The organism is Streptomyces sp. 840.1 (assembly GCF_003751445.1).
GTDB lineage: Bacteria > Actinomycetota > Actinomycetes > Streptomycetales > Streptomycetaceae > Streptomyces.
Genome location: NZ_RJUU01000001.1, coordinates 2962147 through 2987535 on the forward strand (window position 1 = coordinate 2962147; position 25389 = coordinate 2987535).

Annotated in this window: 24 protein-coding genes; 16 read left to right on the forward strand and 8 right to left on the reverse strand. The window is 71.3% G+C overall.

Annotation, left to right across the window (positions count from 1 at the left end):
- The first annotated feature begins 55 nt into the window (after positions 1 to 55).
- From EDD93_RS13575 to EDD93_RS13605, 7 genes are all read left to right on the forward strand, one after another.
- Positions 56 to 1960: a long-chain fatty acid--CoA ligase gene (locus tag EDD93_RS13575; protein WP_123525398.1), complete on the forward strand. Its 1905-nt coding sequence runs from the start codon at positions 56 to 58 to the stop codon at positions 1958 to 1960.
- 247 nt (positions 1961 to 2207) lie between these two features.
- Positions 2208 to 3212 (forward strand): hypothetical protein, encoded by a 1005-nt coding sequence (locus EDD93_RS13580; protein WP_123525399.1) that lies wholly within the window; start codon positions 2208 to 2210, stop codon positions 3210 to 3212.
- Positions 3213 to 3373: 161 nt separating this feature from the next.
- Positions 3374 to 4318: an LLM class F420-dependent oxidoreductase gene (locus tag EDD93_RS13585; protein WP_123525400.1), complete on the forward strand. Its 945-nt coding sequence runs from the start codon at positions 3374 to 3376 to the stop codon at positions 4316 to 4318.
- Between the two features lie 10 nt (positions 4319 to 4328).
- Positions 4329 to 5114: an SDR family NAD(P)-dependent oxidoreductase gene (locus tag EDD93_RS13590; protein WP_123525401.1), complete on the forward strand. Its 786-nt coding sequence runs from the start codon at positions 4329 to 4331 to the stop codon at positions 5112 to 5114.
- A 120-nt stretch (positions 5115 to 5234) separates the two neighbouring features.
- Positions 5235 to 6356 (forward strand): LLM class flavin-dependent oxidoreductase, encoded by a 1122-nt coding sequence (locus EDD93_RS13595; protein WP_123525402.1) that lies wholly within the window; start codon positions 5235 to 5237, stop codon positions 6354 to 6356.
- 311 nt (positions 6357 to 6667) lie between these two features.
- Positions 6668 to 8407 carry an amidohydrolase family protein gene (locus tag EDD93_RS13600; RefSeq protein ID WP_123527748.1) on the forward strand — a complete coding sequence of 580 codons (1740 nt, stop codon included), beginning with the start codon at positions 6668 to 6670 and terminating at the stop codon, positions 8405 to 8407.
- Entirely contained in the window at positions 8404 to 9879 is a 1476-nt protein-coding gene (locus EDD93_RS13605) for an aldehyde dehydrogenase family protein (RefSeq protein ID WP_123525403.1), read from the forward strand. The genes EDD93_RS13600 and EDD93_RS13605 overlap by 4 nt, the downstream gene beginning before the upstream one ends.
- Positions 9880 to 9948: 69 nt before the next feature.
- Here EDD93_RS13605 and EDD93_RS13610 read toward each other — a convergent pair whose 3' ends face one another.
- Genes EDD93_RS13610 through EDD93_RS13620 form a run of 3 tightly spaced genes read right to left on the reverse strand, consistent with a single transcriptional unit; the run spans position 9949 to position 12079 of the window.
- Positions 9949 to 10494 (reverse strand): NUDIX hydrolase, encoded by a 546-nt coding sequence (locus tag EDD93_RS13610; protein ID WP_123525404.1) that lies wholly within the window; start codon positions 10492 to 10494, stop codon positions 9949 to 9951.
- A gap of 5 nt (positions 10495 to 10499) precedes the next feature.
- Positions 10500 to 11621: an NAD-binding protein gene (locus tag EDD93_RS13615; RefSeq protein ID WP_123525405.1), complete on the reverse strand. Its 1122-nt coding sequence runs from the start codon at positions 11619 to 11621 to the stop codon at positions 10500 to 10502.
- Positions 11531 to 12079 (reverse strand): ATP-binding protein, encoded by a 549-nt coding sequence (locus EDD93_RS13620; RefSeq protein WP_123525406.1) that lies wholly within the window; start codon positions 12077 to 12079, stop codon positions 11531 to 11533. Before EDD93_RS13620 ends, EDD93_RS13615 begins: the two co-directional genes overlap by 91 nt.
- A gap of 178 nt (positions 12080 to 12257) precedes the next feature.
- On the opposite strand from EDD93_RS13620, the gene EDD93_RS13625 reads away from it, so the two are divergent.
- The 5 genes from EDD93_RS13625 to EDD93_RS40185 all read left to right on the forward strand — a co-directional run bounded on the left by EDD93_RS13625 (position 12258) and on the right by EDD93_RS40185 (position 17732).
- A complete protein-coding gene (locus EDD93_RS13625; RefSeq protein WP_123525407.1) occupies positions 12258 to 13328 on the forward strand; it encodes a DNA-binding transcriptional regulator in 1071 nt (356 codons plus the stop codon).
- Complete coding sequence (locus tag EDD93_RS13630; RefSeq protein WP_123525408.1) at positions 13325 to 13981, forward strand: YdcF family protein; 657 nt, start codon at positions 13325 to 13327, stop codon at positions 13979 to 13981. The genes EDD93_RS13625 and EDD93_RS13630 overlap by 4 nt, the downstream gene beginning before the upstream one ends.
- Complete coding sequence (locus EDD93_RS13635) at positions 13959 to 14771, forward strand: WbqC family protein (protein ID WP_123525409.1); 813 nt, start codon at positions 13959 to 13961, stop codon at positions 14769 to 14771. Before EDD93_RS13630 ends, EDD93_RS13635 begins: the two co-directional genes overlap by 23 nt.
- Before the next feature lie 143 nt (positions 14772 to 14914).
- A complete protein-coding gene (locus EDD93_RS13640) occupies positions 14915 to 16276 on the forward strand; it encodes an MFS transporter (protein ID WP_260255717.1) in 1362 nt (453 codons plus the stop codon).
- Between the two features lie 124 nt (positions 16277 to 16400).
- Entirely contained in the window at positions 16401 to 17732 is a 1332-nt protein-coding gene (locus tag EDD93_RS40185) for a DUF4157 domain-containing protein (protein ID WP_260255718.1), read from the forward strand.
- Positions 17733 to 17750: 18 nt separating this feature from the next.
- Here the strand turns inward: EDD93_RS40185 and EDD93_RS13650 are convergent, their stop codons facing one another.
- The 3 genes from EDD93_RS13650 to EDD93_RS13660 form a co-directional block, all read right to left on the reverse strand.
- Positions 17751 to 19274 carry a CehA/McbA family metallohydrolase gene (locus EDD93_RS13650; RefSeq protein ID WP_123525410.1) on the reverse strand — a complete coding sequence of 508 codons (1524 nt, stop codon included), beginning with the start codon at positions 19272 to 19274 and terminating at the stop codon, positions 17751 to 17753.
- A 98-nt stretch (positions 19275 to 19372) separates the two neighbouring features.
- A complete protein-coding gene (locus EDD93_RS13655) occupies positions 19373 to 20053 on the reverse strand; it encodes a DUF4232 domain-containing protein (RefSeq protein WP_123525411.1) in 681 nt (226 codons plus the stop codon).
- Positions 20054 to 20251: 198 nt separating this feature from the next.
- Positions 20252 to 21040, reverse strand: coding sequence for a hypothetical protein (locus EDD93_RS13660; protein WP_148083860.1), 789 nt, complete (start codon positions 21038 to 21040; stop codon positions 20252 to 20254).
- 151 nt (positions 21041 to 21191) lie between these two features.
- On the opposite strand from EDD93_RS13660, the gene EDD93_RS40190 reads away from it, so the two are divergent.
- From EDD93_RS40190 to EDD93_RS13670, 3 genes are all read left to right on the forward strand, one after another.
- Positions 21192 to 21323, forward strand: coding sequence for a hypothetical protein (locus EDD93_RS40190; RefSeq protein WP_260255719.1), 132 nt, complete (start codon positions 21192 to 21194; stop codon positions 21321 to 21323).
- A gap of 9 nt (positions 21324 to 21332) precedes the next feature.
- Entirely contained in the window at positions 21333 to 21932 is a 600-nt protein-coding gene (locus tag EDD93_RS13665) for a YdcF family protein (protein ID WP_123525413.1), read from the forward strand.
- A gap of 165 nt (positions 21933 to 22097) precedes the next feature.
- On the forward strand, positions 22098 to 22943 hold the full coding sequence (locus tag EDD93_RS13670) for an LLM class F420-dependent oxidoreductase (protein WP_123525414.1): 846 nt from the start codon (positions 22098 to 22100) through the stop codon (positions 22941 to 22943).
- A gap of 128 nt (positions 22944 to 23071) precedes the next feature.
- Here the strand turns inward: EDD93_RS13670 and EDD93_RS13675 are convergent, their stop codons facing one another.
- Positions 23072 to 23545 (reverse strand): hypothetical protein, encoded by a 474-nt coding sequence (locus EDD93_RS13675; protein ID WP_123525415.1) that lies wholly within the window; start codon positions 23543 to 23545, stop codon positions 23072 to 23074.
- The gene (locus EDD93_RS13680; protein ID WP_123525416.1) at positions 23542 to 24201 is read right to left on the reverse strand and encodes a class I SAM-dependent methyltransferase; all 660 of its coding nucleotides are present in this window, start codon (positions 24199 to 24201) and stop codon (positions 23542 to 23544) included. Before EDD93_RS13680 ends, EDD93_RS13675 begins: the two co-directional genes overlap by 4 nt.
- Before the next feature lie 191 nt (positions 24202 to 24392).
- On the opposite strand from EDD93_RS13680, the gene EDD93_RS13685 reads away from it, so the two are divergent.
- Positions 24393 to 25175, forward strand: coding sequence for a maleylpyruvate isomerase family mycothiol-dependent enzyme (locus tag EDD93_RS13685; protein WP_123525417.1), 783 nt, complete (start codon positions 24393 to 24395; stop codon positions 25173 to 25175).
- Positions 25176 to 25389: the final 214 nt, after the last annotated feature.

Here is a 25389-nt window from a genome sequence, read left to right on the forward strand (position 1 = left end):
AGCCGGCCGGACCGCACGTGGCTTGACCCCGACCCCGATGCCCGAGGAGCCGCACGTGTCCACGCCACCCGCCACCACCACCGCGCCCGTCCTGGTCGAGCCGACCAGGGTCAGGGCCGCCGACGGAAGCGTCCAGCAGGTCTCCGTACCGGCGTTCGCCCCGCCCGTCCGTCGCGGCTCACTCGCGGAGATCCCCTTCGACAACGCCCGCGAGGCCCCGGCCGACGCCGTCCTCAGCCGCAAGCAGCCCGACGGCAGCTGGCTGGACGTGACGGCGGCGGAGTTCGCGGGCGAGGTGCTCGCCGTCGCCAAGGGCCTGATCGCCGAAGGGCTGCGGGGCGGCGACCGCATCGCGATCATGGCCCGCACGACGTACGAGTGGACGCTGCTGGACTTCGCGTCGTGGGCCGCCGGACTGGTCACCGTCCCCATCTACCCGACCTCGTCCGCCTTCCAGGCCCGCTGGATACTCCAGGACTCCGGCGCCGTCGCCTGCGCGGTCGAGACGGCCGAACAGGGCCGCGTCATCAGCCAGGAACGCAAGCAGCTCGGCGGCCTCACCCACCTCTGGCAGTTCGACACGGGCGTACTGGGACGGCTGAAGTCGGCCGGCCGGGCCATCCCCGACGACGCCGTCGCGGCCCGCCGCGCCACGCTGGAACCACAGACCCCCGCCACCCTCATCTACACCTCGGGTACCACCGGCCGTCCCAAGGGCTGCGTGCTGACCCACGGCAACTTCTTCGCCGAGGTCGACAACGCCATCGAGCTCCTGCACCCGGTCTTCAAGTCGGTCAGCAAGTACCCGGCGTCCACCCTGCTGTTCCTGCCGCTGTCGCACGTCTTCGGCCGGATGGTCGCGATCGGCTGTCTGCGCGCGAGGGTCAGGCTCGGCCACGCGCCGTCCATCAGGACCGAGGACCTGCTCGCGGACCTGGCGGGCTTCAGGCCCTCGTTCCTGCTGGCCATCCCGTACGTGCTGGAGAAGGTGTACAACACCGGCCGGGCCACCGCCGAGAAGATGGGCCGTGCCTCGTCCTTCGACCGGGCCGCCCGGATCGCCCAGCGCTACGGCCAGGCCGTCGAGGCCGCCGAACACGGCACGGGCCCCGGCCCCGGACTCGGCCTGCGGGCGGCCCGCGCACTGTACGACCCGCTGGTCTACCGCCGCATCCGGGCCGCGCTCGGCGGCCAGGTCCGGTACGCGATCTGCGGCGGCTCCCCGCTGGGCAGCCGGCTCGCCGCGTTCTACGCGGGCGCCGGCATCGAGATCTTCGAGGGGTACGGCCTGACGGAGACCACCGCCGCCGCCACCGTCACCCCGCCCCTCAGACCGCGCCTGGGCACGGTCGGCTGGCCGATGCCGGGCACCGCCGTCCGCATCGCGGGCGACGGCGAGGTGCTGCTCAGCGGCGGCCAGGTGTTCCAGGGCTACTGGGACGCCGAACGCGGCGAGGCGGTGCCCGCGCTGGACGGCGGCTGGTTCGCCACCGGGGACCTGGGCGCGCTCGACGAGGACGGCTACCTCACGATCACCGGCCGCAAGAAGGACATCATCATCACCTCGGGCGGCAAGAACGTCACCCCGGCCCCGCTGGAGGACTGGCTGCGCGCCCATCCGCTGGTCAGCCAGTGCATGGTGGTCGGCGACAACCGCTCGTTCATCACCGCCCTGATCACCCTGGAGCCGGACGGGCTGTCCCACTGGCGCCGGATGAAGAAGAAGGAGGGCGTCCCGCTGCACGAGCTGATCCACGACGAGGAGCTGCACACCACGCTGCAACGCGCGGTCGACGAGGCCAACCGGCTCGTGTCCCGCGCCGAGTCGATCCGGAAGTTCACCGTGCTGCCGGTCGACTTCACCGAGGAGCGCGGCCATCTCACGCCCTCGCTGAAACTGAAGCGGGACGCGATCACGCGGGACTTCTCGGCGGAGATCGAGGAGCTGTACCGCAAGTGAGCCGGCGTGCCCGCCGACCGTGCTCCGGCCCGGTGGCGGGCACGGCGGCGGGGCCGGGGGCGGGCCCGGTGGACCCGCCCCGGGCCATGGGGACGATGCGGTCCGAGGGACGACGCGGCCCAGGGGGACGATGAGGACCACGGGAGCCCTGGGGGCGACCTTCGTCATCCGGCCGGCTACTTTCGTCCCCCCGGCCTGGCCCATCGGCCGATGCCCGCCCCGGGGCGGCCCCTCTAGCTTCGGAGGCATGGCCACCGAACGCGCACGCCATCACCGCCTCCGGTCGGTGCTCGCCCTCTTCCTGCTGGCACCGCTGATCGGGGAGTTCCTGCTGGGCAACCAGCCGATCACGGCGCTCCCCTCGGTGTTCCTGCTCGCGCCCCTGTACGGGGGCGGCGCGTTGCTGGTCCGGGAGGCGACCAGGCGCGCCGGGCGCGGCTGGCCCACCATGATCCTGCTCGGCGCGGCCTACGCACTCATCGAGGAGGGCCCGGTCGACCAGATGCTGTGGAACCCGCACTACGGCGGCTTCGACCTGGGCGCCGCGTACGCGGGCATGCGGGTGCCCCTGCTGGACACCGGTGTCCAGCTGCTCCAGGACGTGCTGACGCTGCACACCGTGTGGAGCATCTGCGTGCCCATCGCGCTCGTCGAGGCCTTCGCCGGGGACGGCGACCGCACCCGCCCCTGGCTCGGTCTCCCCGGCCTCTCGGCGACCGCCCTCGTGTTCACCGCCGGTTCGGGCTTCCTCGCCCTGGCGCAGGTGCGGTCCGAGGACTTCGTGGCCGCGCCGGAGCAGTTCACCGCGGCGGGCGTGCTCATCGCCGTACTGATCACCGCGGCCTTCCTCTGCCGCCCGCCGCGGGCGCGGCACACGACCGGCCGGCCGCCGCCCTCCCCCTGGGTGGTCGGTGCGCTGTCGTTCGCCGCCACCAGCGCGTACTGGGGCCGTGAGTACCTGCCGGACGGGGTGCCCCCGGCGGTGCCCGTCCTCGGCTGGGCGCTGCTCGTGGCGGCGGTGCTGGTGCCGTGCGTCCGCTGGGCGCGCAGCGAGCGGTGGACCGGGGCGCACCGGCTCGGGCTCGCCGGGGGTGCGCTGCTCACCTATGCCTGGGTGGGGTTCGAGCAGGCGCGGTACCTGGACGTGTCCCGCGCCACCGGCCTGATCGGCAACGCGGTGTTCGCGACGGGCGCCCTGGCGCTGCTGGCCGCGGCGGTGGCGGCGGTGCGCCCGGCACGGGCGCTGCGCTGAGCCCGAAGCGCCTGCTGCGGGGTGCCGACGGGGGTTTCGCCGCCGAGGTCGCACTGAGCCCTCCCTTCCCCTTGTCTGATGCGGCGTCAGGTACGACGATGGCCCCGCGCGCCGTCAAGTGACGAGGCGTCAGATATGGTCCAGGGGAAGGAGGCCGGACGGTGCCGATCACGCCCGCCGGGCCGCTGTCGTACGGGATGCAGCTCCCGATCCAGTCGCAGAGCGCGATCTACGCAGAGCCGTGGGAGGCCGGGGCCACCCCGGCCGACCTCGCCGAGATCGCCCGCACCGCCGACCGCACCGGGTTCGCGTACATCGCGAGCTGCGACCACGTCGCCATTCCGCGCCGGCTCGCGGACGGCATGAGCACCGTCTGGTACGACCCGGTGGCCACGCTCGGGTTCCTCGCCGGGGTCACCGAGCGCGTGCTGCTGATGAGCCATGTCGCCGTCGTCGGGCTGCGGCACCCGCTGGCCACCGCCAAGCAGTACGCGACCCTCGACCACCTCAGCGGCGGCCGGCTGGTCCTCGGGGTCGGGGCCGGGCACGTGCGCGAGGAGTTCGAGGCGCTCGGGGCGGACTTCGACGGGCGCGGCGCAGTGCTCGACGAGACGATCGACGCGCTGAAGGCCGCGCTCGGGCCCGAGGAGTACCCGGAGTTCGCGGGGGAGCGGTTCTCCTTCAGCGGTCTCGGCCAGCTGCCCAGGCCCGCCCAGGAGCGGGTGCCGGTCTGGGTGGGCGGCTCCTCGCCCGCCGCGGTGCGCAGGGCCGCCGTGCGCGGCGACGGCTGGCTCCCGCAGGGCGACCCGAGGGAGAAGCTGCCGGAGCAGATCGCCCGGCTGCGCGCGCTGCGCGATGCGGCCGGGGTCGCCGAGCCGATCGTCGTCGGGGCCATCACCGAGCCGCTGTACGTGGGTGAGCCGGACTGGTCCGTGGGGCGGCGCACCCTCAGCGGGAAGCCGGAGGCCCTCGCCGAGTCGCTGCGGGAGTACGTGGCGATGGGCGTGCACCAGATCCAGGTGCGGTTCCGCAGCCGCAGCCGGGCCGAACTGACCGATCAGATGGCGGCGTTCGCCGCCGATGTCGCACCTCACCTCGACAGGTAGGAGTCAGGTCATGGGCAAGCTGGACGGGCGCACCGTGCTGATCAGCGGTGCGGCGCGCGGGCAGGGCGAGCAGGAGGCGCGGCTGTTCGCCGCCGAGGGCGCCCGGGTGGTGATCGCCGATGTGCTCGACGAGCAGGGCGCGGCACTCGCGAAGGAGCTGGGGGAGGAGTCCGCGCTCTTCGTCCACCTGGACGTCAGCCGGGAGGCGGACTGGCAGGCGGCGGTCGTCGCGGCGAAGGCCGCCTTCGGGCGGATCGACGGGCTGGTCAACAACGCGGGGATCCTGCGGTTCAACGAGCTGGTGACCACGCCGCTGGAGGAGTTCCAGCAGGTGGTGCAGGTCAACCAGGTGGGGGCCTTCCTGGGGATACGGACCGTGGCACCGGAGATCGTGGCGGCGGGAGGCGGGACGATCGTCAACACCTCCTCATACACCGGGCTCACCGGTATGGCGTTCGTCGGCGCGTACGCGGCGACCAAGCACGCCGTCCTCGGCCTGACCAAGGTGGCCGCCGTGGAGCTGGCGGCGAAGGGGGTCAGGGTCAACGCCGTGTGCCCCGGGGCCGTGGACACGGCGATGTCCAATCCTGCGGCGCTGGACCCGGACGCCGACCAGGTGGCGTCGAAGGAGGCCGTGGACGGGCTGTACCGCAAGCTCGTCCCCCTCGGCCGGATCGGCAGGCCCGAGGAGGTCGCGGCGCTCGCCCTGTTCCTGACCTCGGACGACTCCTCGTACATCACCGGGCAGCCGTTCGTCATCGACGGCGGGTGGCTGGCCGGGGTCAGCCTCTTCTGACCATGCTCCGCATGGTGTCTGACGGGTCGTCAGGTATTGACGGGTCGGGGTGTCGGTGGAACAGTCGGGCACATCAGAATCTGACGGATCGTCAGAAACGATTGAGGACGGTGAACCCCCTTGGAATTCGGGCTCTTTGTGCAGGGGTACGTGCCAGCCGCTCGGTCCAGGGTGGATCCCGGGGCAGAGCACAAGGCGCTGATCGAGGAGACCGAGTACGTCATCCAGGCGGACAAGTCCGGATTCAAGTACGCCTGGGCCTCCGAGCACCACTTCCTGGAGGAGTACTCGCACATCTCGGCCAACGACGTCTACCTCGGCTACCTCGCCCACGCCACGGACCGCATTCACCTCGGCTCCGGCATCTTCAACCCGCTGGCCCCGGTGAACCACCCGGTGAAGGTGGCCGAGAAGGTCGCCATGATGGACCACCTGTCCGAGGGGCGCTTCGAGTTCGGCTCCGGGCGCGGGGCGGGCAGCCACGAGATCCTCGGGTTCATGCCGGGCATCACCGACATGAACCACACCAAGGACCTCTGGGAGGAGACCATCTCGGAGTTCCCGAAGATGTGGCTCCAGGACGAGTACGTCGGCTTCCAGGGCAAGAGCTGGTCGCTGCCGCCGCGCAAGATCCTGCCCAAGCCGTACGGGAAGTCGCACCCGGCGATGTGGTACGCGGCCGGCTCGCCGTCCTCGTACGCCATGGCGGGCAGCAAGGGGCTCGGAGTGCTGGGCTTCAGCGTGCAGAAGGTCTCCGACATGGAGTGGGTGGTCGACTCCTACAAGACAGCCGTCAAGGATGCCGAGCCGATCGGTGACTTCGTCAACGACAACGTGATGGTCACCTCGACGGCGATCTGCGCCGAGACCCACGCCAAGGCCGTCGAGATCGCGGTGGGCGGCGGGCTGAACTACCTCCAGTCGCTGCTGTTCCGCTACCACGACACGTTCCCGCGCCCCGAGGGCATCCCGCAGTGGCCCGAGCTGCTGCCCGAGTACTCCGAGGAGATCATCGAACTCCTCATCGCCGAGGAGCTGATGATCTGCGGCGACCCGGACGAGGTGCTGGCACAGTGCCGGCGCTGGGAGCGGGCGGGCGCGGACCAGCTGAGCTTCGGGCTGCCGATCGGGATCAGCCCCGAGGACACCCTGAACTCGATCAAGCTGATCGGCGAGCACGTGATCCCGGAGATCGACACGGATCCGGTGCACCGGACGACACGGTTCCGCGACGCGGCGTGAGGCGGGCCGCGCCGGCGTTCGAGGCGCGGGCTTCCGGGGGCGCTGCCCCCGTACCCCCCCGGACTACGTCCGGGGGGACCCCCAAGGGGCTTGGTTCTCCCGGCGGGGCCCAGGAACGAGCGGCGTCTTCCCGGACCGCCGCTCCGCGAGCCGGGGTGCGTACCGCGGCCGTACGCACCCCGGCGCACCACCACCAGCACAGCGCCACCACCGCACAGCATCACCGGCATCACCACCACCAGCACCAGCATCACCACCAGCACCAGCACCACATGAACTCCCCTCACCACCACGGAGAAAGGGACCCCGTCATGCTCGACCACCTCATCCGCGGAGCGACCGTCGTGGACGGCACCGGCGGACCCTCCTACCTGGCGGACATCGGCATCCGTGACGGCCGGATCGCCGTCATCGCGGAACCCGGCACGGCCCCCGGGCCCGCCGCGACCACCGAGGACGCCACCGGCCTCGTCCTGGCGCCCGGCTTCGTCGACCCGCACACCCACTACGACGCCCAGCTGTTCTGGGACCCCTACGCCACCCCGTCGATGAACCACGGCGTGACCACCGTCGCCGGGGGCAACTGCGGTTTCACCCTCGCCCCGCTCCACCCGGACCGCCCCGAGGACGCCGACTACACCCGGCGGATGATGTCGCGGGTCGAGGGCATGGCGCTCAAGGCCCTGGAGGAGGGCGTGGACTGGACCTGGTCCAGCTTCCGCGAGTACCTGGACGCGCTCGACGGGCGGATCGCCGTCAACGCCGGGTTCATGGTCGGGCACTGCGCGCTGCGCCGCCACGTCATGGGCGCCGACGCGGTCGGCGGACAGCCGACGCCCGCCCAGATGGACGCCATGCTGGCCCTGTTCCACGACGCGATGGACGCCGGGGCCTGGGGCCTGTCCACCACCCAGTCCTCCACCCACGCCGACGGCGACGGGCAGCCCGTCGCCTCCCGGCACGCGCTGCCCGAGGAACTCCTCGCCCTGTCCCGCGCGGTCGGCGAGCACGAGGGCACCCAGATCGAGGCGATCGTCGCGGGCTGCCTCGACCAGTTCTCCGACGACGAGATCGACCTGTTCGTCGACATGACGGCGGCCGCCGGACGCCCGCTGAACTGGAACGTCCTGACCATCGACGCCGCCGTACCCGAACGCGTGCCGCGCCAGCTGGTCCCCAGCGAACGCGCCCGCCGCGCGGGCGGCCGGATCGTCGCGCTGACGATGCCGATCCTCACCCCGATGAACATGTCGCTCGGCACGTTCTGCGCGCTCAACCTGATCCCCGGCTGGGGCGACATCCTGTCCCTGCCCGTCCCCGAGCGCATCGAGCGGCTGCGGGACGCCGGCACCCGCACCGAGATGCTGCGCCGCGCCAACAGCAAGGAGGCCGGCGTCTTCCGCCGCCTGGCGAACTTCGGGCGGTACGTCATCGGCGACACCTACAGCGCGGCGAACGAGGGCCTCAGCGGCCGCGTGGTCAACGACATCGCCGCCGAGCGCGGCCAGGACCCCTTCGAATGCCTCGTCGAGATCTGCGCGGCCGACGAACTGCGCACGGTCCTGTGGCCGATGCCCACCGACAACGACCCCGACTCCTGGGCGCTGCGGCAGCGGACCTGGGAACACGAGGACGTGATGCTCGGCGGCTCCGACGCGGGCGCCCACCTGGACCGGATGTGCGGAGCCCCGTACACCACCCGGTTCATCGGCGACTGCCTGCGCGGCCGCAGGCTCATGCCGCTCGAAGCAGCCGTGAAGATGCTCACCGACGACCCCGCGCGCCTCTTCGGCCTGCGCGAGAGGGGCAGGATCGCGGAGGGCTACCACGCCGACCTCGTCCTCTTCGACCCCGAACGCATCGACGCGGGCCCGGCCACCCTCGTCCACGACCTGCCGGGCGACAGCCCCCGGCTCGACTCCAAGGCGCTCGGCATCGTGTCGGTCCGGGTCAACGGGGTGGAGACGCTGCGCGACGACAAGGTGACCGGCGCGGTCCCCGGCACGGTGCTGCGCTCCGGACGCGACACCCGGACGGTGAGCACGCAGTGACCACGACTCCCCAGCGCTCTCCCCAGCGCCTCTTCATCGGCGGCGAGTGGACCGAGCCCGCGAGCGGCCACTACGAGGTGATCAACCCGGCGACCGAGGAGATCGTCGGCCTCGCCCCCGAGGCGAGCCGCGCGCAGGTGTACGAGGCGGCCGCGTCGGCCCGCGAGGCCTTCGCGAGCTGGTCGCTGACCCGCCCCGAGGAGCGCGCCGCGATCCTCGACCGCGCCGCCGACCTGATGCAGCGCGACTTCGCCGCCAACGCCGCACTCGCCCAGGCGGAGAGCGGCGCCACCACGGGAACGGCCCGGGGCATGCAGGTCGCCGTGGGCGCGGCCCGGTTCCGGCGGTACGCGAAGGGCGCCCTGGAACCGGCCGAGGAGGCGGTCCCGCCGCAGATCAACGAGGCCGGTCCGATGGGCCGGGCCGGGATCTTCGGGGCACTCGCGGTCCGCCAGCCGGTGGGCGTGGTCACCTGCATCACCTCGTACAACAACCCCTGGGCCAACCCGGCGGGCAAGATCGCGCCCGCGCTCGCGATGGGCAACACGGTCCTCGTGAAACCGGCCCCGCAGGACCCGCTCTCCGTCTACCGGATGGCCGAGGCCCTCGCGGAGGCGGGCGTTCCGCCGGGCGTCGTCAACGTCGTCAGCGGTTCGGGGGCGGAGGCGGGCGAGGCGGCCGTCGACTCGCCCGATGTGGACATGGTGAGCTTCACCGGCTCCACCTCGGTCGGGCAGCGCATCGCGGAGGTCTGCGGCCGTTCCATGAAACGGCAGTTGATGGAGCTGGGCGGAAAGGGCGCAGCCGTGGTGCTCGACGACGCCGACCTCGATTCGGCGGTGGCGGGCATCGGCACCACGTTCTCGTTCTACAGCGGACAGATCTGTACGGCTCCGACCCGCGTCCTGGTCCAGCGGGCCGCGCACGACGCCCTGGTCGAGAAGCTCACGGCGTACGCCGGGTACCTGCCCGTCGGGGACCCGACGGCGAAGGGCACGGTCGTCGGCCCGGTCATCTCCGCCGCCCACCGCGACCGCGTCGAGTCGTACGTCGAACTGGGCCGCAAGGAAGGAGCCCGGATCGTCACGGGCGGCGAACGCCCCGCCCCCACCGGCCGGGGTTTCTACGTCGCGCCGACGCTCCTGGCCGACTGCACCCCCGACATGCGGGTCGTGCGGGAGGAGATCTTCGGCCCGGTCGTGGTGGTGGTGCCCTTCGACGACGAGGAGGAGGGCATCGCGCTGGCCAACGACAGCGACTACGGGCTGATCGACTACGTCTGGTCCGGCGATGTGGCCCGCGCCTTCCGCGTCGCCCGCAGGCTGCGGGCCGGCGGGGTCGGGGTGAACACCATCGGCCGGAACATGGAGGCCCCGTTCGGCGGGTTCAAGCGCAGCGGGGTCGGCCGGGACGTCGGCTCGTACGCCCTGCACGCGTACAGCGAACTCCAGGCGATCGTCTGGCCGGGCTGAGGCGGGGCGGCCGCTGAACCACAGCTTGTGGAAGGCCGCTTCGAGGGGCAGCCGCACCGGCCTGTGAAGTCAGCGCAGTGCGGCCGCCACCCGTCGACGTAGCGACGCAGACACGATGGCGTCTGGGCCCAGCCAGGTGGCATCGCTGACCTCCTCGGTCTGGAGCGCACTGATCCCGCTGTTCACGGTCCGGAAGAGATACCGGAAGTCGACGTGCCGGTGTTCCGGCTCGCCCTTGGCATCGTTGGCCGGGATGACGTGCACATCGATATGGAGGGGGACGCCCGCCGGCACCTCGATGGCTGAGGTTTCCATGCCCGTCTCTTCGGTGAGCTCGCGCAGGGCGGCAGCCTGAAGGTTCTCGTCCTCGGGTTCCAGATGGCCGCCAGGCAGGAGCCACTTGTCCAGGGCGAGGTGGTGGACGTGGAGGATGCGGCTGTCCGGGCGCACGAGGATCGCGCCCGCGGTGGCGTGGACCGGGAACTCCGTGCGGGACGTGAGATCGACACCACGGTCGAGGAGGTTGAGTACGGTTCTGAGGCCGGGCATTTCCTTCGGATGCGTTCCGAGGTAGGCGATCAGGGTCCTGCGGATTTGGTCTGCACTGATTGGCACGGAGATCACCTGTTGAAGTAGGAGAGCCAGGTCGCCGCGATGGCGGCCCGGTCGGCTGCGGCGACCTCATGGAGGCCGGGGGCGAGGTCGTCTCGGGTGAGCATCCTGATCGCGGAGAGGATCTCTGCCTGAACCAGGAAGATGAACGGTCCAACGCTGGCCCCGTGGAGGAAGTTCACGGCGTTGCCGCCGTTCGCCAGATAGAAGTAGTGACCGGTGGTCTGGTAGCGGGTGACGTGATCGCCGACCTTCGTACGGGTGTAGACCTCGGGGAGGGTGCCGAGTTCGAGTTCGTCCTCGCTGCTGGTGACTGTGGCGACGTACGCGCCGTTGCGGAGGTTGCCGAAGTCCTCGCCACGCAGCGAGACCGAGCCGGTGGCGCACAGAACGAGGCCGGCGCCGGTCAGGGCGCTCTCCCGGTCCCGGGCAACGGCGAAGCCCTGGGCGAGTGCCTGTGCGCGACGGACGGGATCGATATCGAAGACGGTGACCTGGACGCCTTTGGCGTGCAGCAGTCGGGCGATGGAGCTGCCGAGCTTGCCGAAACCGATCACCAGGGCGGGACGACCGTGAAGAATGTCCCCCCGGCCGCGCATGACCGCCTCGGTGGAGAAGACGACGGACTGGCCGACGAGGAAGTCTTCCGGGTCTTTGAGAGGCGAACGAGCGACCGAGATCACCGGGCAGGGGAGCTTGTCGATACCGGCGTAACGTCGGTGGCCGTTCTCCGTGTCCTCGATGACGCCTGCCAACTGCCCGGAGAACCGGTCGTGCAGGTCGGTGAGTGCGGGAGCGAAGTAGCCTCCGACGTCCAGCAGGACGATCCGTTCTCCGCCTGCTCGGGACTCGATGTAGTCCAGTGCACTGTCCGGGTCGGCGAAGAGGCCCCGGGAGAGGGCGTCGACAGCAATGCAGCGCTCGACCTCTCTGCGCGCGCTCTCGCTGACCGACTTGGGCTTGGGAAGCACCGCACGCAGGTCGCTCAGGGCGGCGACAGCGCGGACGAAGCCAGGGCGCTCGGGCAGAAGATGTGTGATCAGGAACGACGAGGCACGTTCCTCGGGGAGGAAGCGGCCGACGATGTTCGCGAAATAGGCGTCCAGTCGGGCACGTTCGAAAGTTTCCATGGCTGTTCTCCCTCACATTCGGTCCGCGACGCGGGTTGATCGGCAGGCTGCATCTCGGGTACGGCCTTGAAGCGCGACCACACGACCTTTCCGTAGGGGGCCCGGTTCTCCACCCCCCAGTCGTCGGCGAGCGATCGGACAATCCATAGTCCGCGCCCCGTGATGTCCGTGTCGGAGGCCGTATGCACACAGGGGAGGGACCCGGGGCCTGCGTCGCGGCTGTCGTGGACCTCCAGGCGTACGCCGTCCCCGTCGGCGCAGAGGCGTACCAGGAAGCCATGACCGCGGCGGGTCCCGTGTACCAGAGCGTTGGTGACCAACTCCGATACGCACAGACGAATGTCTTCGGCCGACTCGCCGGAGATCCCCCACGACGCCAGCGTGGTGAGAACGAACCGGCGGGCCAGGCAGACCGAGGAACGCCTGGCTTCGAAGTAGTTGTGCAGCGCATTCGTCATGGCACACCTCGTTCATGGAGACCGGAAACCGGTCCTCCGGAGACCTGGGTGAGGCCGGCCCCTTGAGCCTGGCTTCTGCGGCCGGGCCATGGAACCAACCGCTGTCCCACTTCTGTCCCACTACCGCCCTCCTTCCCTCTGTGCCCGTGCTTCCATGACCACCGGAGAGGAGCGAGAAGTGGCGACTGTGCTCAACTGGACCGGCCTGGAAGCAAGAGCTTTGCGGCTGGCCCTGCGCAAGAGTGTCCGGGGCTTCGCCGAGCACCTGGGGGTCGCGGTCAACACCGTCTCCAAATGGGAGAAGCTGCTCGGCGATACGACGCCGCAGTCCGACAGCCAGGCCATGCTCGACACCGTGCTCGCCCGCGCGGACGCCGATGCTACGGCGCGTTTCGCACATCGGCTGGCCGAACAGGAGGCCGCGCCGCGAAACCTCGGTCCCGCGGCGCCGACCGTTGCAGAGTACGAGACGTGGGCAGAAGACCTGGAACGCGCCGCAGTCTGCCTGAGCCGCCAGGACTTCGGCTTCGCAGGCACGTTGCTCGAACGTTGGCTGCGCCGTGTTCCACCGCGTGAGCTGGACGACCAGGGGCTGTACCTCTATGCGCGGTCGCTCACACTCAACGGTGACATGCGACGGCTGCAAGGCACGGTCCGCGATCTCCTCACCGCGACCTCGCTCTACGGCGACGCACACAGCATGTTCACCGCGCTCGGCATCCCGCGCAGGGCAGCCCAGCTAGAGCTCTCGCTTGCCGTCGTCGCCGAGATGTCGGGCCGGCTCACGCCCGCCGCCTCCCGGTACGAATCCCTTGCCGCTGACGAGCGGCTGAACCGGCGCGACAGGGTGAGGGCCCGGCTGTGGGTCGGCACCGCCCTGGCGAAGCAAGGCCACAATCGCTCGGCCATCGAGCTCATGCATGCGGCCGCGCGGGACTTCTACGATTTAGTGGAGCCCGAGGACTGGGCAGTGTCCCAGCAGAAGCTCGCACTCGCTCACCGAGGCGCGGGAGACCTCACACACGCGCTGCGCCACATCGCGACAGCCCGGTCCGCCGGACTTCCTAATTCCCCACTTGAGCACGTACAGCTCGACACCGCGCACGCGCACATCCTGTTGTCCGATCCCGCGACCGCCGACGAGGGCAGAAAGACTCTTGCGCGAGCCGCTGTCACCGCCGGGCAACATGGGCTGAAGCATCAACTGCGCAGCATCACCAGCATCCGCGACAACGAGGACCACGCATGAAGCCGATCACCGACGCCGACCGGGAGGACGCCCGGAGGCTGTGGGACTTCAACCTCATGCACCATCCCGTCCGTCCCGTCTCGGCCGCCGTAGCCCTGGGCGGTTGCGACCTCGGCGTCGTCGCCGCCGTGGCAGAGCTCTACCGTGCGCGTCTCTTTCCGACCGTGGTCTTCACCGGCGGCATCACGCCCGCCACTCGCGGACGCTTCCCGCGCGGCGAGGCCGTCCACTTCCGGGCGGAAGCGCTCGCTCTGGGGATGCCGGATCAGGCGATCCTCCTGGAGACCCGCGCGACCAATACCGGGCAGAACATCAGCTTCGCTCGCGAAGTGCTGGAGGGCACGGGCCAGGCGCTGTACTCCGTCCTGATGGTGACCATGCCCTACATGCAGCGGCGGGCGTACGCCACCTGCCGCCGGCAGTGGCCCCAGGTGGAACCCGTCTGCGCCTCCCAGGAGATCACCTTCGACGAGTATGCCAAGACACAGGATGACGAGGAGGAGTTCATCGCCATGATGATGGGCGATACGCACCGCGTGATGGAGTACCCGCGCCGAGGCTTCGCCATCGAGCAGGAGGTTCCGGAGCATGTCCGTGACTCCTTCGAGCGGCTGCGCGAACGGGGCTACGATGGCTGGCTACTCCGCGACTGAACGCCCACCCGACCGCGGGAAGGGCGGGCTCTGCGCTATCCATCAGCCCAACCTCTTCCCCCGGCTCTCGACCCTTGCCAAGCTTTACGCGGCCGACTGCTGGGTTGTCCTGGACGACGTGCAGTTCGCCCGCCGCGACTACCAGCACAGAGCCCTTCTCGGCTCGCTCCCGGACCAGCGGCAACGGCAGTGGCTCACGCTTCCCACGCACCTGCCACGCGGACGGCCGACACTCATCCACGAGGCACGGCTCGTCGACCCCGCGAAGTCACGTCGAAAGGTGGCGCTGCTGCTTCGGCAGTACTACGGGGCCAGCCCGTTCTGGCCCTGTTTCCGCGAGGCGCTGCGAGCGCTTCTCGACCTCATGCAGGAGACCGACCACGCAGACACGATCGCCGAGACCTCCACGCGTTTGCTTCTCGACCTGCTCGGCTGGCGCGGCTGTGTGGTTCGTAGCAGTACGCTCCCCTCGCGCTCCGGACGCTCGGAGCGACTCGCCGACCTCGCGGGAGCGACCGGCGCGGTCGTCTACCTCTGCGGTACCGGCGGGATGCACTATCTGCAGCCCGAGGCGTTCCGGGAACGCGCCATCGAGGTGGCGCCCTTCCGTATCCCGACCGACGGCGGGCCATGGACCGGCGCCCGAGAGATCAGCGCCTTGTGGGCCTTGATGTCCTACGGCCCACGCGAGGTCGCCAGGTATCTGCGCACACCAGCCAGTGGTCAAGTACTGCGGTCGGCTGCCGCCGGCCTCGACGATCGCAGCCGCCCTGCTGGCCGACGACCCTGACCTTCCAATCGCCGTCCTGATGGATGACCTCGCCGACGCCCGCAAAATATCTCGCCATCAAGTATCTTGACATCGAGATTATTTCTCGGCAGGCTGCCCCCGGTCCAGCGATCTCTTGTTGCTGAGATATTCGGGGGTGGAAGGTGCGACGACGTACTACGAGGAGCCGAGGCGACCGGGGCCCGGAAGGCGGGCCGGGGCTGCTGGCGCAGTTGCGCAACCCGCCCGGCGGCCGGAACGCCCGGATCATGCTGCTCGCCCTGTCGGTCGACCGCACCGGATCGGGGCTGTGGGCCGCGTCCTCGGTTCTGTACCTCACCTTCGTCACGCATCTGAGCGCTCAGCAGGTCGGGGTGCTGCTGGGCGTGGCCGGAGTGGCGGGCATCGTCGGTTCGCCGCTGGCCGGGCGGCTGGCCGGGCGCTTTCCGCTGCGTCCGCTGCTGATCGGCTGCCATCTGCTGCGGCTGGTGACCCTGACCCTGGTGCTGCTGTGCACGGGCTTCGAGGCGCTGCTGCCCGTCGTCGCCGCGACCTACCTGGGGGACAGGGCGGCCAAGACGCTGGAGATGCTGTTCGCCACCCGCGCGGCCGGCGAACGGCGTTCCGCATACCAGGCGTTGTCCCGCAGCGCGGCCAACGCGGGGTACGGAGTCGGCGCCGGGATCGCGGCCGTCGGGCTGGCCGTGGGCACCACGGGTGCCTACCGCGCCCTGATCCTCGGCAACGCGCTGTCCTTCGTCGTCGCGGCGGTGCTGGTGTGGCGCACCGGCGAGCTGCGGGAGACGACGGTCGAGGTGGCACGGTCGACGGCGGGGCCCGGGGCGGCGTCGGAGCCTGCCGCCGGGCGCACCTCCGGGCGGCCGAAGAGCCCCTGGCGGGACCGTGGTTACCTCAGGTTCGTCCTGCTCGACATCCCGATGAACCTCGACGACTCGGTCCTCGGCGTCGGCCTGCCGCTGTGGCTGGTCAACCGCACCTCCGCGCCGCACGCGCTCGTGCCGGCCTTCCTGGTCATCAACACCGTGCTGGTCGTGGTGCTCCAACTGAGCGTCTCCAGAAGGGCCGAGGGCCCGCGCCGGACGGTCCGGGCGCTGCTGCTGTACGGCGGCCTGATGTTCGTGTGCTGCGCGCTCCTGGCCGGCGCCGTCCGGTGCGGGACCTGGACGGCCGCGGCGGTCCTGCTCGGTGCGGCGGTGCTGGTCACCCTGGCGGAGCTGATGCGCTCGGTGAGCTCCTGGGAGCTGGCCGTCCTGCTGGCGCCCCCGGAAGCGAGGGCCTCCTACCTCGGGGTGGCGGGCATGTCGCAGTCCATCCAGAAGTCCGCCGGGCCCCCGCTGCTGACCGGCGTGGTGATGGCCGCAGGGCCGGCGGGGTGGCTGGTGCTCGGCACGGTGATCGCGGGCCTCGCCGTCGTCCAACGGCGCTCCTGCGCCCAGCGGTTCCGCGCCCTCGCGCAACCCGTCCCGGACCGCGCGCGGGCCGCCGCACCGGTCGGACCGGAATAGCGGGCGGCCGGGCGGGGCGGTGTCCGGCGAGTGCAGCGGCGGTGCCCCGGGACCGACCCCGGCGTCCATTGGCGGGGCGGGCGCGACGCGGTATCAATGGCAGGGACCGATGGCTGGAGGCCCCATGCCCGCGCACGAGCAGGAACGCCGTACCACCCGCGCCCAGCGTCCACGCGCACAGGACCGCGAGTCGGACCGCCCGCCGGGCCGGGACGCAGCGCCGGGCGCCCCCGCCGAACTGGCGGTGCTCCAGCGGACCGTGGGCAACGCGGCCGTCGCGCGCATGCTCGCGGACCGGGAGCAGGACCGGGAGCAGGCGCAGGGCCGGGACCGGGAGCAGCCGGTGCAGCGCTCGGCGGTGCGCGAGGTGCTGGGCGCGACGGGCCGCCCGCTCGAACAGCCGGTGCGCGAGGACATGGAGGCCAGGTTCGGCACGGACTTCTCCGATGTCCGGCTGCACACGGACGCCACCGCCCAGCGCTCCGCCGCCGAGATCGGCGCCCGCGCGTACACGTCCGGCAACCACATCGTCCTGGGCGGCGCGACGACCGACGCACACACCCTGGCCCACGAACTGACCCATGTGGTCCAGCAGCGCCAGGGCCCGGTGGCGGGAACGGACGACGGGACCGGGCTGAAGGTCTCGGACCCCTCCGACCGCTTCGAGCGCGCGGCCGAGGCCAACGCGCACCGCGTCATGGCCGCACCGCACGCGCACGACGCCGGGGAGACCGGGTTGCGGCACGGCAGCGCGAGCGCGGCACATGACCACGCCGTGCAGCGGGCCCCGGCCCCCGCCGGGGCCGCACCGGTCCTCAGCGCCCCGGTCCAGGGCGCCTACAACGAGGAAGGGCTCTGCGGCAACTTCTCCCGGGTACGGGAATGGCAGCTCGCCAACCCGCAGCAAGGGGTGATCATCCAGCAGGTGACCAGGCACTTCGCCGTGGAGCGGCACACCGGCCAGGGCTGGGCCCCGATCGACGGCCCCGGACTGGACGCCTATGTGTCGGCGGCCGGGGGGACGGCCAACGGGAGCGAGCTCCAGTACTGGGAGCTGTGGGTGGTCAACGCGGACGGCACGATCAACGACGGGGGCGACGACACCTTCGGCATGACCTCGCTGATCCAGAACGCGGGGCAGATCCATAACACCACGCGGGGAAGCTTCACGATCAGCGGCGAGGCGCACTTCTTCGCCACGAACCAGGCTCCGACGGCCATGGGGTTCCAGCGCGGCGGGGCGGTATCGGCGGGCGGCCTGTTCAGCCGCACCACCGACCCGCAGTCGGAGCTGAGCGCCCTCGGCCTGACCGCGGCGGCCGGACCGCTCCGGTACACTGCCCGGTCCACCTGGGACAGCTCGGACCTGCGGACGCCCGCGGCGGCTGCCAAGCCGAGGAACACTGTGTACACCCCGAAGGCGGCGTGGTCCAAGGTGCAGGAGAGCACGACCTGATCCGGGGGCGGCGCGGCCTCAGCCCTCCAGGAACACCGGGTTGGTCAGCGCCGCCAACGCTCCGGGCAGCCCCGGTACCGTCGCCGGATGCCGGACCTCGGCCCGCACATAGGCGGCGTTCGCGGGCGTCGTGCGCCACTCCACCGCCCCCGTACCCGACTTCGGGAGCGTCGAGGTGAACAGGGCCCCCTGGTCGGTGACGAAGTGCGCCGTGCAGCCCGGGGCCCCGCCGACCTCCAGCCGTACGGTGACCGGGGTGGCGTCCCCCGCTGCCCGCAGCCGCTCACCGATTCCGGCGTGGCGCCCGCGCCCGTCCGAGACGCCGAAGGAGAGGCTGACGGCCGACGACTCGGCGATGTAGGAGTGCCCGGCCCGGATGCCCGCCACGATCGCCTCGCGCGACAGGTCGTCGGCCAGGACGACGGTCTGCGGGAGCCCGATCCGGTCCGGCTCCCGGTGCGCGTCGCTGTTGCCCATCGCCGGAACCCACGGTTTCGACGAACGGGTGGACGCGACAAGCGAGTTGTCCCAGTCGGCCAGCGCGATCTCGTCCTCCGGGGTGTACGCCCCGTTCCACACTTCCACCGCGTCCGCCTCGCCGAGGCCGAACTTCCACCGGCAGCCGATGCAGGTGGCGTGCGGATGCGCGGGCACGACCAGCCCGCCGGCCCGGCGCACGGCCTTCGCGTAGTGCCCGAAGCGGTTGTCCCGGGCCCGGTAGCGCCAGTCGACGAACGTGCCCGGATCGGTGGCGAGCGCGAGCACGTGCCCGTTGCGGGTGGTGATCTCCTCGCCCGTCAGGACGAGCAGGTCGTCACCCCACAGCCCGCCCCACGCACCGTGCGCGGAGGTGGTGTTGTGCTCACTGCTGTTGATGAAGTCGAGCCCGGCGGCGCGGGCCCCGGCGGCGATCTCGGCCGGGGTCCGCCCGCCGTCCGAGTGCACGGAGTGCAGGTGGCAGTCCCCGCGGTACCAGGCGCGCCCGCGCCCCTTCGCGCGCTGCGGCGGATACCCGGGACGCGGGGTGGGCGCGGTGGGCCCGGTGCGCAGGGTGACCGTCACCTCGTACGGCAGACCCTGCGGGGCGACGGTGTACGGACCGAGGGCGATGTGCCAGGTCCCGGCCCGCACCGGCCCCGCGAGGTAGCCGGGCGTCGCCTCGTCGCCCCGGATGAAGAAGCTGCCGCGCGCCCCGCCGGACCACCCCCGGAACCCCGGCCCGCCCGGCTCCGTACCGCGCTCGTCGAAGATCCCGATGTCCAGGGCGTTGCCCTGCGTCCCCGCCGGGACGGGCGTCTTCTCGTACGTGTACGAGACGGCGATCTCGGCGACCCCGCGCGGGACCTCGACCGGCAGGTACACGTAGTCGGGGGCCCCGGGCGGCAGGACGCCGCGCACGGTGCTGGACCGGGTACCGCCCTCGTCGGCGGCGGCGAAGCTCACGGTCCCCAACGTTAGGGCGGTGGCGGCGGTTCCGACGAGAAGGCCACGCCTGGCGATCGGGCGGTGTGCGGGAGTCGGTGCAGCAGTCGGATCGGGCATCGGGCGCTCCCCGGGATGTGGTGGACGAGACGAGGTCTGCGTACCGGTGCATCGTGGTGGAGAGCGGTGAATGCCGTGTGAACGCGGGTAGTTCGTTCCTACTTGGTCGTGTGCGTGGGGTAGACCTGCACGTCGGTGTAGGCGCCCTTGATGTCCGCCGCGCCCTCGGGCCACTTCAGGCTCAGGGTGTGGGTCTCGTTCGGCGGCGTCACCAGGATGTTGGTCGGGTGCGAGAGGCTGTTGCCGCTGCTGTCGATGGTGTACGAGAGGTTGAAGACGGCGGCGTCGCCCGGCTTCAGAGTGGTGATACGCGGCTGGGCGTGGCCCCGCTCGATGGGGTTCGAGGTGTTGTCGGTGTCCTTGATGTCGACGCCGGCGAAGCCCGTTGCCGAGCAGGTGGTCGAACCCCGGTTGATCATGGTGATGTCGATGTTGCCGGTCTGCGCGTCGGGCGCGGTGTCCATGGCGTCGATGGCCAGGTCCTCCGTCTTGCAGAACGTGACCTTGTCGCCGGTCTCCGTCGCGCCGTTCGCGGCGTCGTCCGGGGCCCCGGTGCTGTCGCCGGACCCCGACTGCGCGTTACCGCTCTCCGAGCTGCTCTCCGAGCCGCCGTCCTGCTTCGAGCCACCGCCCGAGGACGAGGAGGAAGAGGAGGACGCGGAGGACGAGGAGCCCTGGGACGACGAGGCCGCTCCGGTGTCGTCCCCGTTGCAGGCGGTGAGCGAGAGGGTGGCGGCGACTCCGATGGCGGCGATGGCTGCGATGCGGTTGTACTTCACTGTGTTCCCCCAGAACGAGCGCGGTGCATGTGGTCAGAAATATTTGTATCTCGCACCGAGTTACAGGCGGTCTTCAGCGACGTTCTCGTTCTGTCACAGGGGTATTGACCGCGCGCTCCGAGGAAGCGTCGACCGGACGCTCCGAGGAAGCGTCGACCGGACGCCGACGAACTGCCGACGGGACGTTCGGAACACGCGCTAGAAGGCTCCTCCGCTGTCCACCCAGGAGACGTCCTCGCGCGGCCCCTGCTCCCTGCGCTCGGGGCGGCGGCTCGTGCGCAGCCGCTCGCGCCGCTCCTCGTCGAGCGCCGCCGGCTGCGGGTCGGGGAGGCAGGCGCAGTGCGCGCGGAAGGGGTCGCGGCGGTCGGGCCAGAAGCGCAGGGCGAGCCAGACCAGCGGGACGGCGAGCATCAGCCCCGTGACCACGACGAGGAACAGCCCGAAGAGGAGGTCCCCGGCCCCGTCCGGTGTGTCGTCACCCAGGAACACCCGCTGCACGGGGAAGAAGAAGGCCAGCGCGAGCGCGGTCACGCAGGCCGCCGTCCCGAGGCCGTCGTCCCTGCGGCCCGACCAGCGCGGCACCCGGGCGTCCTGCTCGCGCAGGAATCCGGCCCGCGCCTCGCGCAGCCCTGGATCGTCGCGCAGCCGCCGCAGCGTGACCGGCCCCTGCCGCCGTACGGCGTCCAGCAGGGCGGCGGCGACGGGGTGCCGGGGAGTGCCGGTGGCGCCGCCGTCCGTCACGCGCAGCCGGCCCTCGGCGTCTATCGTCAGGCGTCCGTCGAGGATCAGGACGGCGGCCGCGTGCCCGTCGGCGTCGTGAGCCTCACCCGCCGTGGCGACGGCGTGGTAGGGATCGATGTCCAGGCGCCCTAGCGAGGAGGCGGCGGCCAGGTCGGACCGGTTCCGCACCAGCCACAGGACGGCCAGTACCCCGTAAATGCCTGCGGCGACCGCCAACGCGGCCCCGGAAAGCTGGAGTTGGGTCACGTCCTCATGATGGCAGCGCCACCCGGCCCGAACCAGGGCGCATCCGGCGCCGTCCCGCCGCGCCCCCGCCTCTGCCGCCCGCTCGGTACGGTGGCTGCCGATGTCGCCGGCACCTGCGGGATTCGCGCCTCGCGGGGACGAAGGAGGAGTGATGGGCGGGCAGCACACCGTTCCCGTACGCCTGGTTCCGCTCCTGGACCAGTTCGACTTCGGCTGCGAGCGCCTGCTCGGCCGTAGGAGCCCGAGCCCGCGCACGGAGCATGCCGGCCACGCGGTGCCCTAGGGTCGCCGCATGCGACCAAGGACAGGACTTGCGATGGCCGGGGCAGCGGCCCTGGTCTGGGGCGAGTGGTTGAACTGGCGTTGGTCCCGGGCCCTCGTGGGGGCCGTCGGGGGCACGTCCGAAGCGGTGGTCGTGCTGGGCTATCGCAACCCCGGGCCGAAGGCGAACCTCATCAACCGCCGGCGGGTCCGTGCCGGAGTCCGCTCCGTCGCCGCCGGTAACGCGCGAGACACCCAGGTGATCTTCAGCGGTGGTGTGACCAGCGGCGGCGCCTCGGAAGCCCGGCTGATGGCCGACTACGCCGGGTCGGTGCAGGAGTTCGACGGCACCGTTCTCCTGGAGGACCGGAGTACGACGACCTGGGAGAACATCACGAACGTGATCCCGCTGATCGAGGACGTCGACCGCATCAAGATCGCCTCCCAGCCGGCTCACGCGCTCAAGGCCCGTGCGTACCTGCGGCGACAGCGCCCCGATCTGGCCGCGAAGCTCGTGCGTGCGGACGACTACCGGCTCGGCGAGTACGTGCTCGCCAAACCCCTGCTGGCTCTGTACGGACTCTGGACACTGCGCGGGCTCAGGGCCGACGAACGGACGATCTCGCCGTAGCCGGATGCCGACCGCACCGGCGCCTGGGGCGTGGCAAGGACGCGGCCCGGCCCCGGTGCCATCACGGCCGCTCCTGCGTGGGTGCCTGGGTGCGAGAGGCTCGGTTTTGTGCACCGGACGGCATACCTTTGGCCCGTCATTCGACGACGACGGAGGTGTTCTCGCATGCGGATCGGTACCACGATCTTCCTCACCGACGAGACGATCACACCGGTACGGCTCGCCCGCCAGCTCGAACAGCGGGGGTTCGACGGGCTCTACCTGCCGGAGCACACCCACATTCCGGTGAGCAGGAAGACCCCGTACCCGCAGGGCGGCGAGCTGCCGCCCGAGTACGGTCGCACCCTGGACCCCTTCGTGGCGCTCGGACAGGCCGCCGCAGTCACCGAACGCCTCACGCTCGGCACCGGCATCACCCTGGTCGCCCAGCACGACCCGATCGACCTGGCCAAGCAGATTGCCACCCTCGACCACCTCTCCGGCGGCCGCTTCACCCTGGGGCTCGGCTTCGGCTGGAACGTCGAGGAGGCCGCCGACCACGGCGTGGACTGGCGCACCCGCCGCGACCTCGGCCGGGACCGGATGGCGCTGATGCGTGCGCTCTGGTCGGCGGAACCGACGTCGTACGAGGGCGAGTTCGGCTCGGTCCAGGCGAGCTACGCGTACCCGAAACCGTTCCAGCAGCCCCGGGGCCCGGTGGTCGGCCCGCGCACCCTGATCGGCGGTGCGGCCGGACCGAAGCTGTTCGCGAGCATCGCGGAGTACGCCGACGGCTGGATGCCGATCGGCGGCGGAGGCCTGACGGAGTCCATCCCCCGGCTCCGTGCCGCCTGGGAATCAGCGGGCCGCGACCCGAAGGACCTGCGGGTGATCCCGTACGCGGTCCAGCCGGACGCGGGCAAGCTGGCGCACTACGCGGACCTGGGCATCGAGGAGGTCGTGCTCCAACTGCCCCCGGCGGGCGAGGCGGAAGTGCTGCGGACGCTGGACGCGTACGCGGAGTACCTCTAGGCGTCTGTCGGTCCTGGTTCCTGTCCGGGGCCCGGACAGGCCCCAGGACCGACGTCGGGCCCACGGCGCCGCGGGCGCGGCGGTGGGCCGCGAAGCCCGTGGAGCCTGATGTGAGCCGGGACGGGTTCTCAGTGGGAGCCGAGGCTCGTGCGGGCCGCTGTCATGAAGGCTTGCTTGCACTCCTCCACGTGCTCGTTGACCTCCGTGTCACCGATCTCCCGCCACACCGCCTGGTTGAGCGCGTGCCCGTAGGAGCGGGCTATGCCTTCCAGGGCCGGGGCGCAGAGCAGAACGACGTTGCGATCCGCGGTCCAGAGCTTCGTCATGATGTCACCGGTCCGGGTCATCCAGCCGTCCTCGTCGTCGCCCCACGGCTCGGGGCGGCGGTAGGCGGCACGCTCGGCCTCCTGGGCGCATTCGAGGAACCGCTGTATCGCCAGCAGCTGCTCGGCCCGGCGCGCCTCGGCGGTCGCTGCCGCCTGGCGCCGCTCCTCGGTCCGTTCGGCCGACCGCTGGGTGGCGCGCTGTGTGAACGCCGTCAGCAGGCCACCGAGCACGACACCCGCGAGGGAGAAGGCGGGGGCCGTCAGTTCTCCCGTCACGCCGGGCCCGGCCCGTCCTGCGCCGCGCGCATCAGCAGGTGCCCCCGCCGGAACCGCTCCCCTTCGAGGGGCTCGCGCAGCATCCGGCCGGCCTCGGTGAACCCGGCATCGCGGGCGAGCGCGGCGAGGTCGTCGATCGGCCACCGGTATGCCGTCGTCACCTTGTGGTCGAAGGCCGCCAGCGGCCCGTCACCGGCCTCGAAGAAGGCGAACAGGAGGACGCCGCCCGGGGACAGCAGGCGACGGAACTCGGCGAAGTAGGGCGGAAGCTCCGTCGGCGGGGTGTGGATGACCGAGTACCAGGACACGATCCCGCCCAGCTCGCCGTCGGCCCGGTCCACCGCGTCCATCGACCCGACCTCGAACCGCACGTCCGGGTACGCCTCGCGGGCCAGGTCGATCATCACCGGCGACAGGTCGAGCCCGAACGCGTCCAGTCCCAGCCCCCGCAGGTGCGCCGTGAGGTACCCGGGCCCGCAACCCAGCTCCGCGACCTGCCCGGTGGTCTCCGCCCGTACGAGGTCGGCGAAGGCGGCGAGCATCGCGCGGTCCAAGGGGAGGGCGTCGAGGCTGCCACGGGCGAAGTCGGCGTAGACGACCGCCATGGCGTCGTAGGCCTCCGCTGTCGCGCGGAGGTAGGAGGGGGATTCGGTCATGGGGCACGACCCTAGATGATTGGTTCCAAGGGGCCCCGGCCTTTGCGTCGAGCGCCGAACAGCGGGAGCACAAGGCTGGGTTGTGGCGCTGCGGAAGCCGGAGCGCGGGCTCCCGCAGGCCGGAGTTCCCCGCCGGACCGGCTGGGAAAACCGTTGTCGGGCGAAAGAATCGAGGTGGTAGAACTGCCGCCGTGCACAAGACTCTGGAGTTTCCCGACCTGCTGCGGCTGATCGACGAACGTGCAACCGCCTTCCGCGCCGCGATCGCTGCCGCGCCCAGCCTCGATCTGCCCGTGCCGACCTGCCCCGGGTGGACGTTGTCCGACCTGGTGCAGCACATCGGCGAGGGCCGTCGCCGCTGGGCCGCCACCGTCGCGGCAGGGCCGGACGCCACGGCCAGGACCCCGGCGCAGGGTGACGCGGTCGCGCCGCAGGAGCCCGAGGCCGTGCAGGCCTGGCTGGCCGCCTCGACCGAGCTGATGCTGGCGGCCCTGCGGGAGGCCGGCCCGGACCAGGGCTGCTTCACCGGCTGGGGCAACACTCAGACGCCGCACACCGCCGGTGGCGTCGCCCGGCACCAGGTCCAGGAGATCGCGGTGCACGCCTACGACGCCCAGCTCACCGTGGGCGAGCCGGCCCCACTGCCTGTCGAGGTGGCGCTCGACGGTGTCGAGGAGAACCTGCTCATCGCCAGCTTCACGACGAGCGCCTGGCCGCACAAGCCCACCGCCTTCGACCTTCACGCCACCGAGGGCCGTTCCTGGCGCCTCACGGTCGACGGTGACGGTGCACGGACCACCCGGCTGCCCACTGCCGACGAGGACCCCGACGCGGCTGGACTCTCCATCAGCGGCACGGCCAGTGATCTGGTCCTCTGGCTGTACAACCGCGTTTCGGTGGACTCCCTGCAACTCGACGGCGACCCGCAGCTGCTCGACCTGCTCCTCGCCTGGGAACCGGAGGACTGGGAGTGACGACACGCCGCCGCGTACGAACCTGCCGCTGAATCGCGAACCGGCGGGGCGGAGGTCACGATTCCGGAACGGGCTGTCAGACTACGACTACACGCGGTGTGATGTGACCGGAATATGTGACTCGTGTGCAGAGATTACGCCTCCGCCGATTGAACTGATTACGAGATGGTCACTATGGTTGGGCCTCGAACCTTCGCACGGTTGATCACCCATC

Excerpts from the sequence above, each read along its gene's own strand:
- EDD93_RS13580 (WP_123525399.1), top strand. The coding sequence starts at position 2,208 with ATGGCCACCGAACGCGCACGCCATCACCGCCTCCGGTCGGTGCTCGCC.
- EDD93_RS13590 (WP_123525401.1), top strand. The coding sequence starts at position 4,329 with ATGGGCAAGCTGGACGGGCGCACCGTGCTGATCAGCGGTGCGGCGCGC.
- EDD93_RS13600 (WP_123527748.1), top strand. The coding sequence starts at position 6,668 with ATGCTCGACCACCTCATCCGCGGAGCGACCGTCGTGGACGGCACCGGC.
- EDD93_RS13615 (WP_123525405.1), bottom strand. The coding sequence starts at position 11,621 with ATGGAAACTTTCGAACGTGCCCGACTGGACGCCTATTTCGCGAACATC.
- EDD93_RS13620 (WP_123525406.1), bottom strand. The coding sequence starts at position 12,079 with ATGACGAATGCGCTGCACAACTACTTCGAAGCCAGGCGTTCCTCGGTC.
- EDD93_RS13630 (WP_123525408.1), top strand. The coding sequence starts at position 13,325 with ATGAAGCCGATCACCGACGCCGACCGGGAGGACGCCCGGAGGCTGTGG.
- EDD93_RS13635 (WP_123525409.1), top strand. The coding sequence starts at position 13,959 with ATGGCTGGCTACTCCGCGACTGAACGCCCACCCGACCGCGGGAAGGGC.
- EDD93_RS40185 (WP_260255718.1), top strand. The coding sequence starts at position 16,401 with ATGCCCGCGCACGAGCAGGAACGCCGTACCACCCGCGCCCAGCGTCCA.
- EDD93_RS13650 (WP_123525410.1), bottom strand. The coding sequence starts at position 19,274 with ATGCCCGATCCGACTGCTGCACCGACTCCCGCACACCGCCCGATCGCC.
- EDD93_RS40190 (WP_260255719.1), top strand. The coding sequence starts at position 21,192 with ATGGGCGGGCAGCACACCGTTCCCGTACGCCTGGTTCCGCTCCTGGAC.
- EDD93_RS13665 (WP_123525413.1), top strand. The coding sequence starts at position 21,333 with ATGCGACCAAGGACAGGACTTGCGATGGCCGGGGCAGCGGCCCTGGTC.
- EDD93_RS13670 (WP_123525414.1), top strand. The coding sequence starts at position 22,098 with ATGCGGATCGGTACCACGATCTTCCTCACCGACGAGACGATCACACCG.
- EDD93_RS13680 (WP_123525416.1), bottom strand. The coding sequence starts at position 24,201 with ATGACCGAATCCCCCTCCTACCTCCGCGCGACAGCGGAGGCCTACGAC.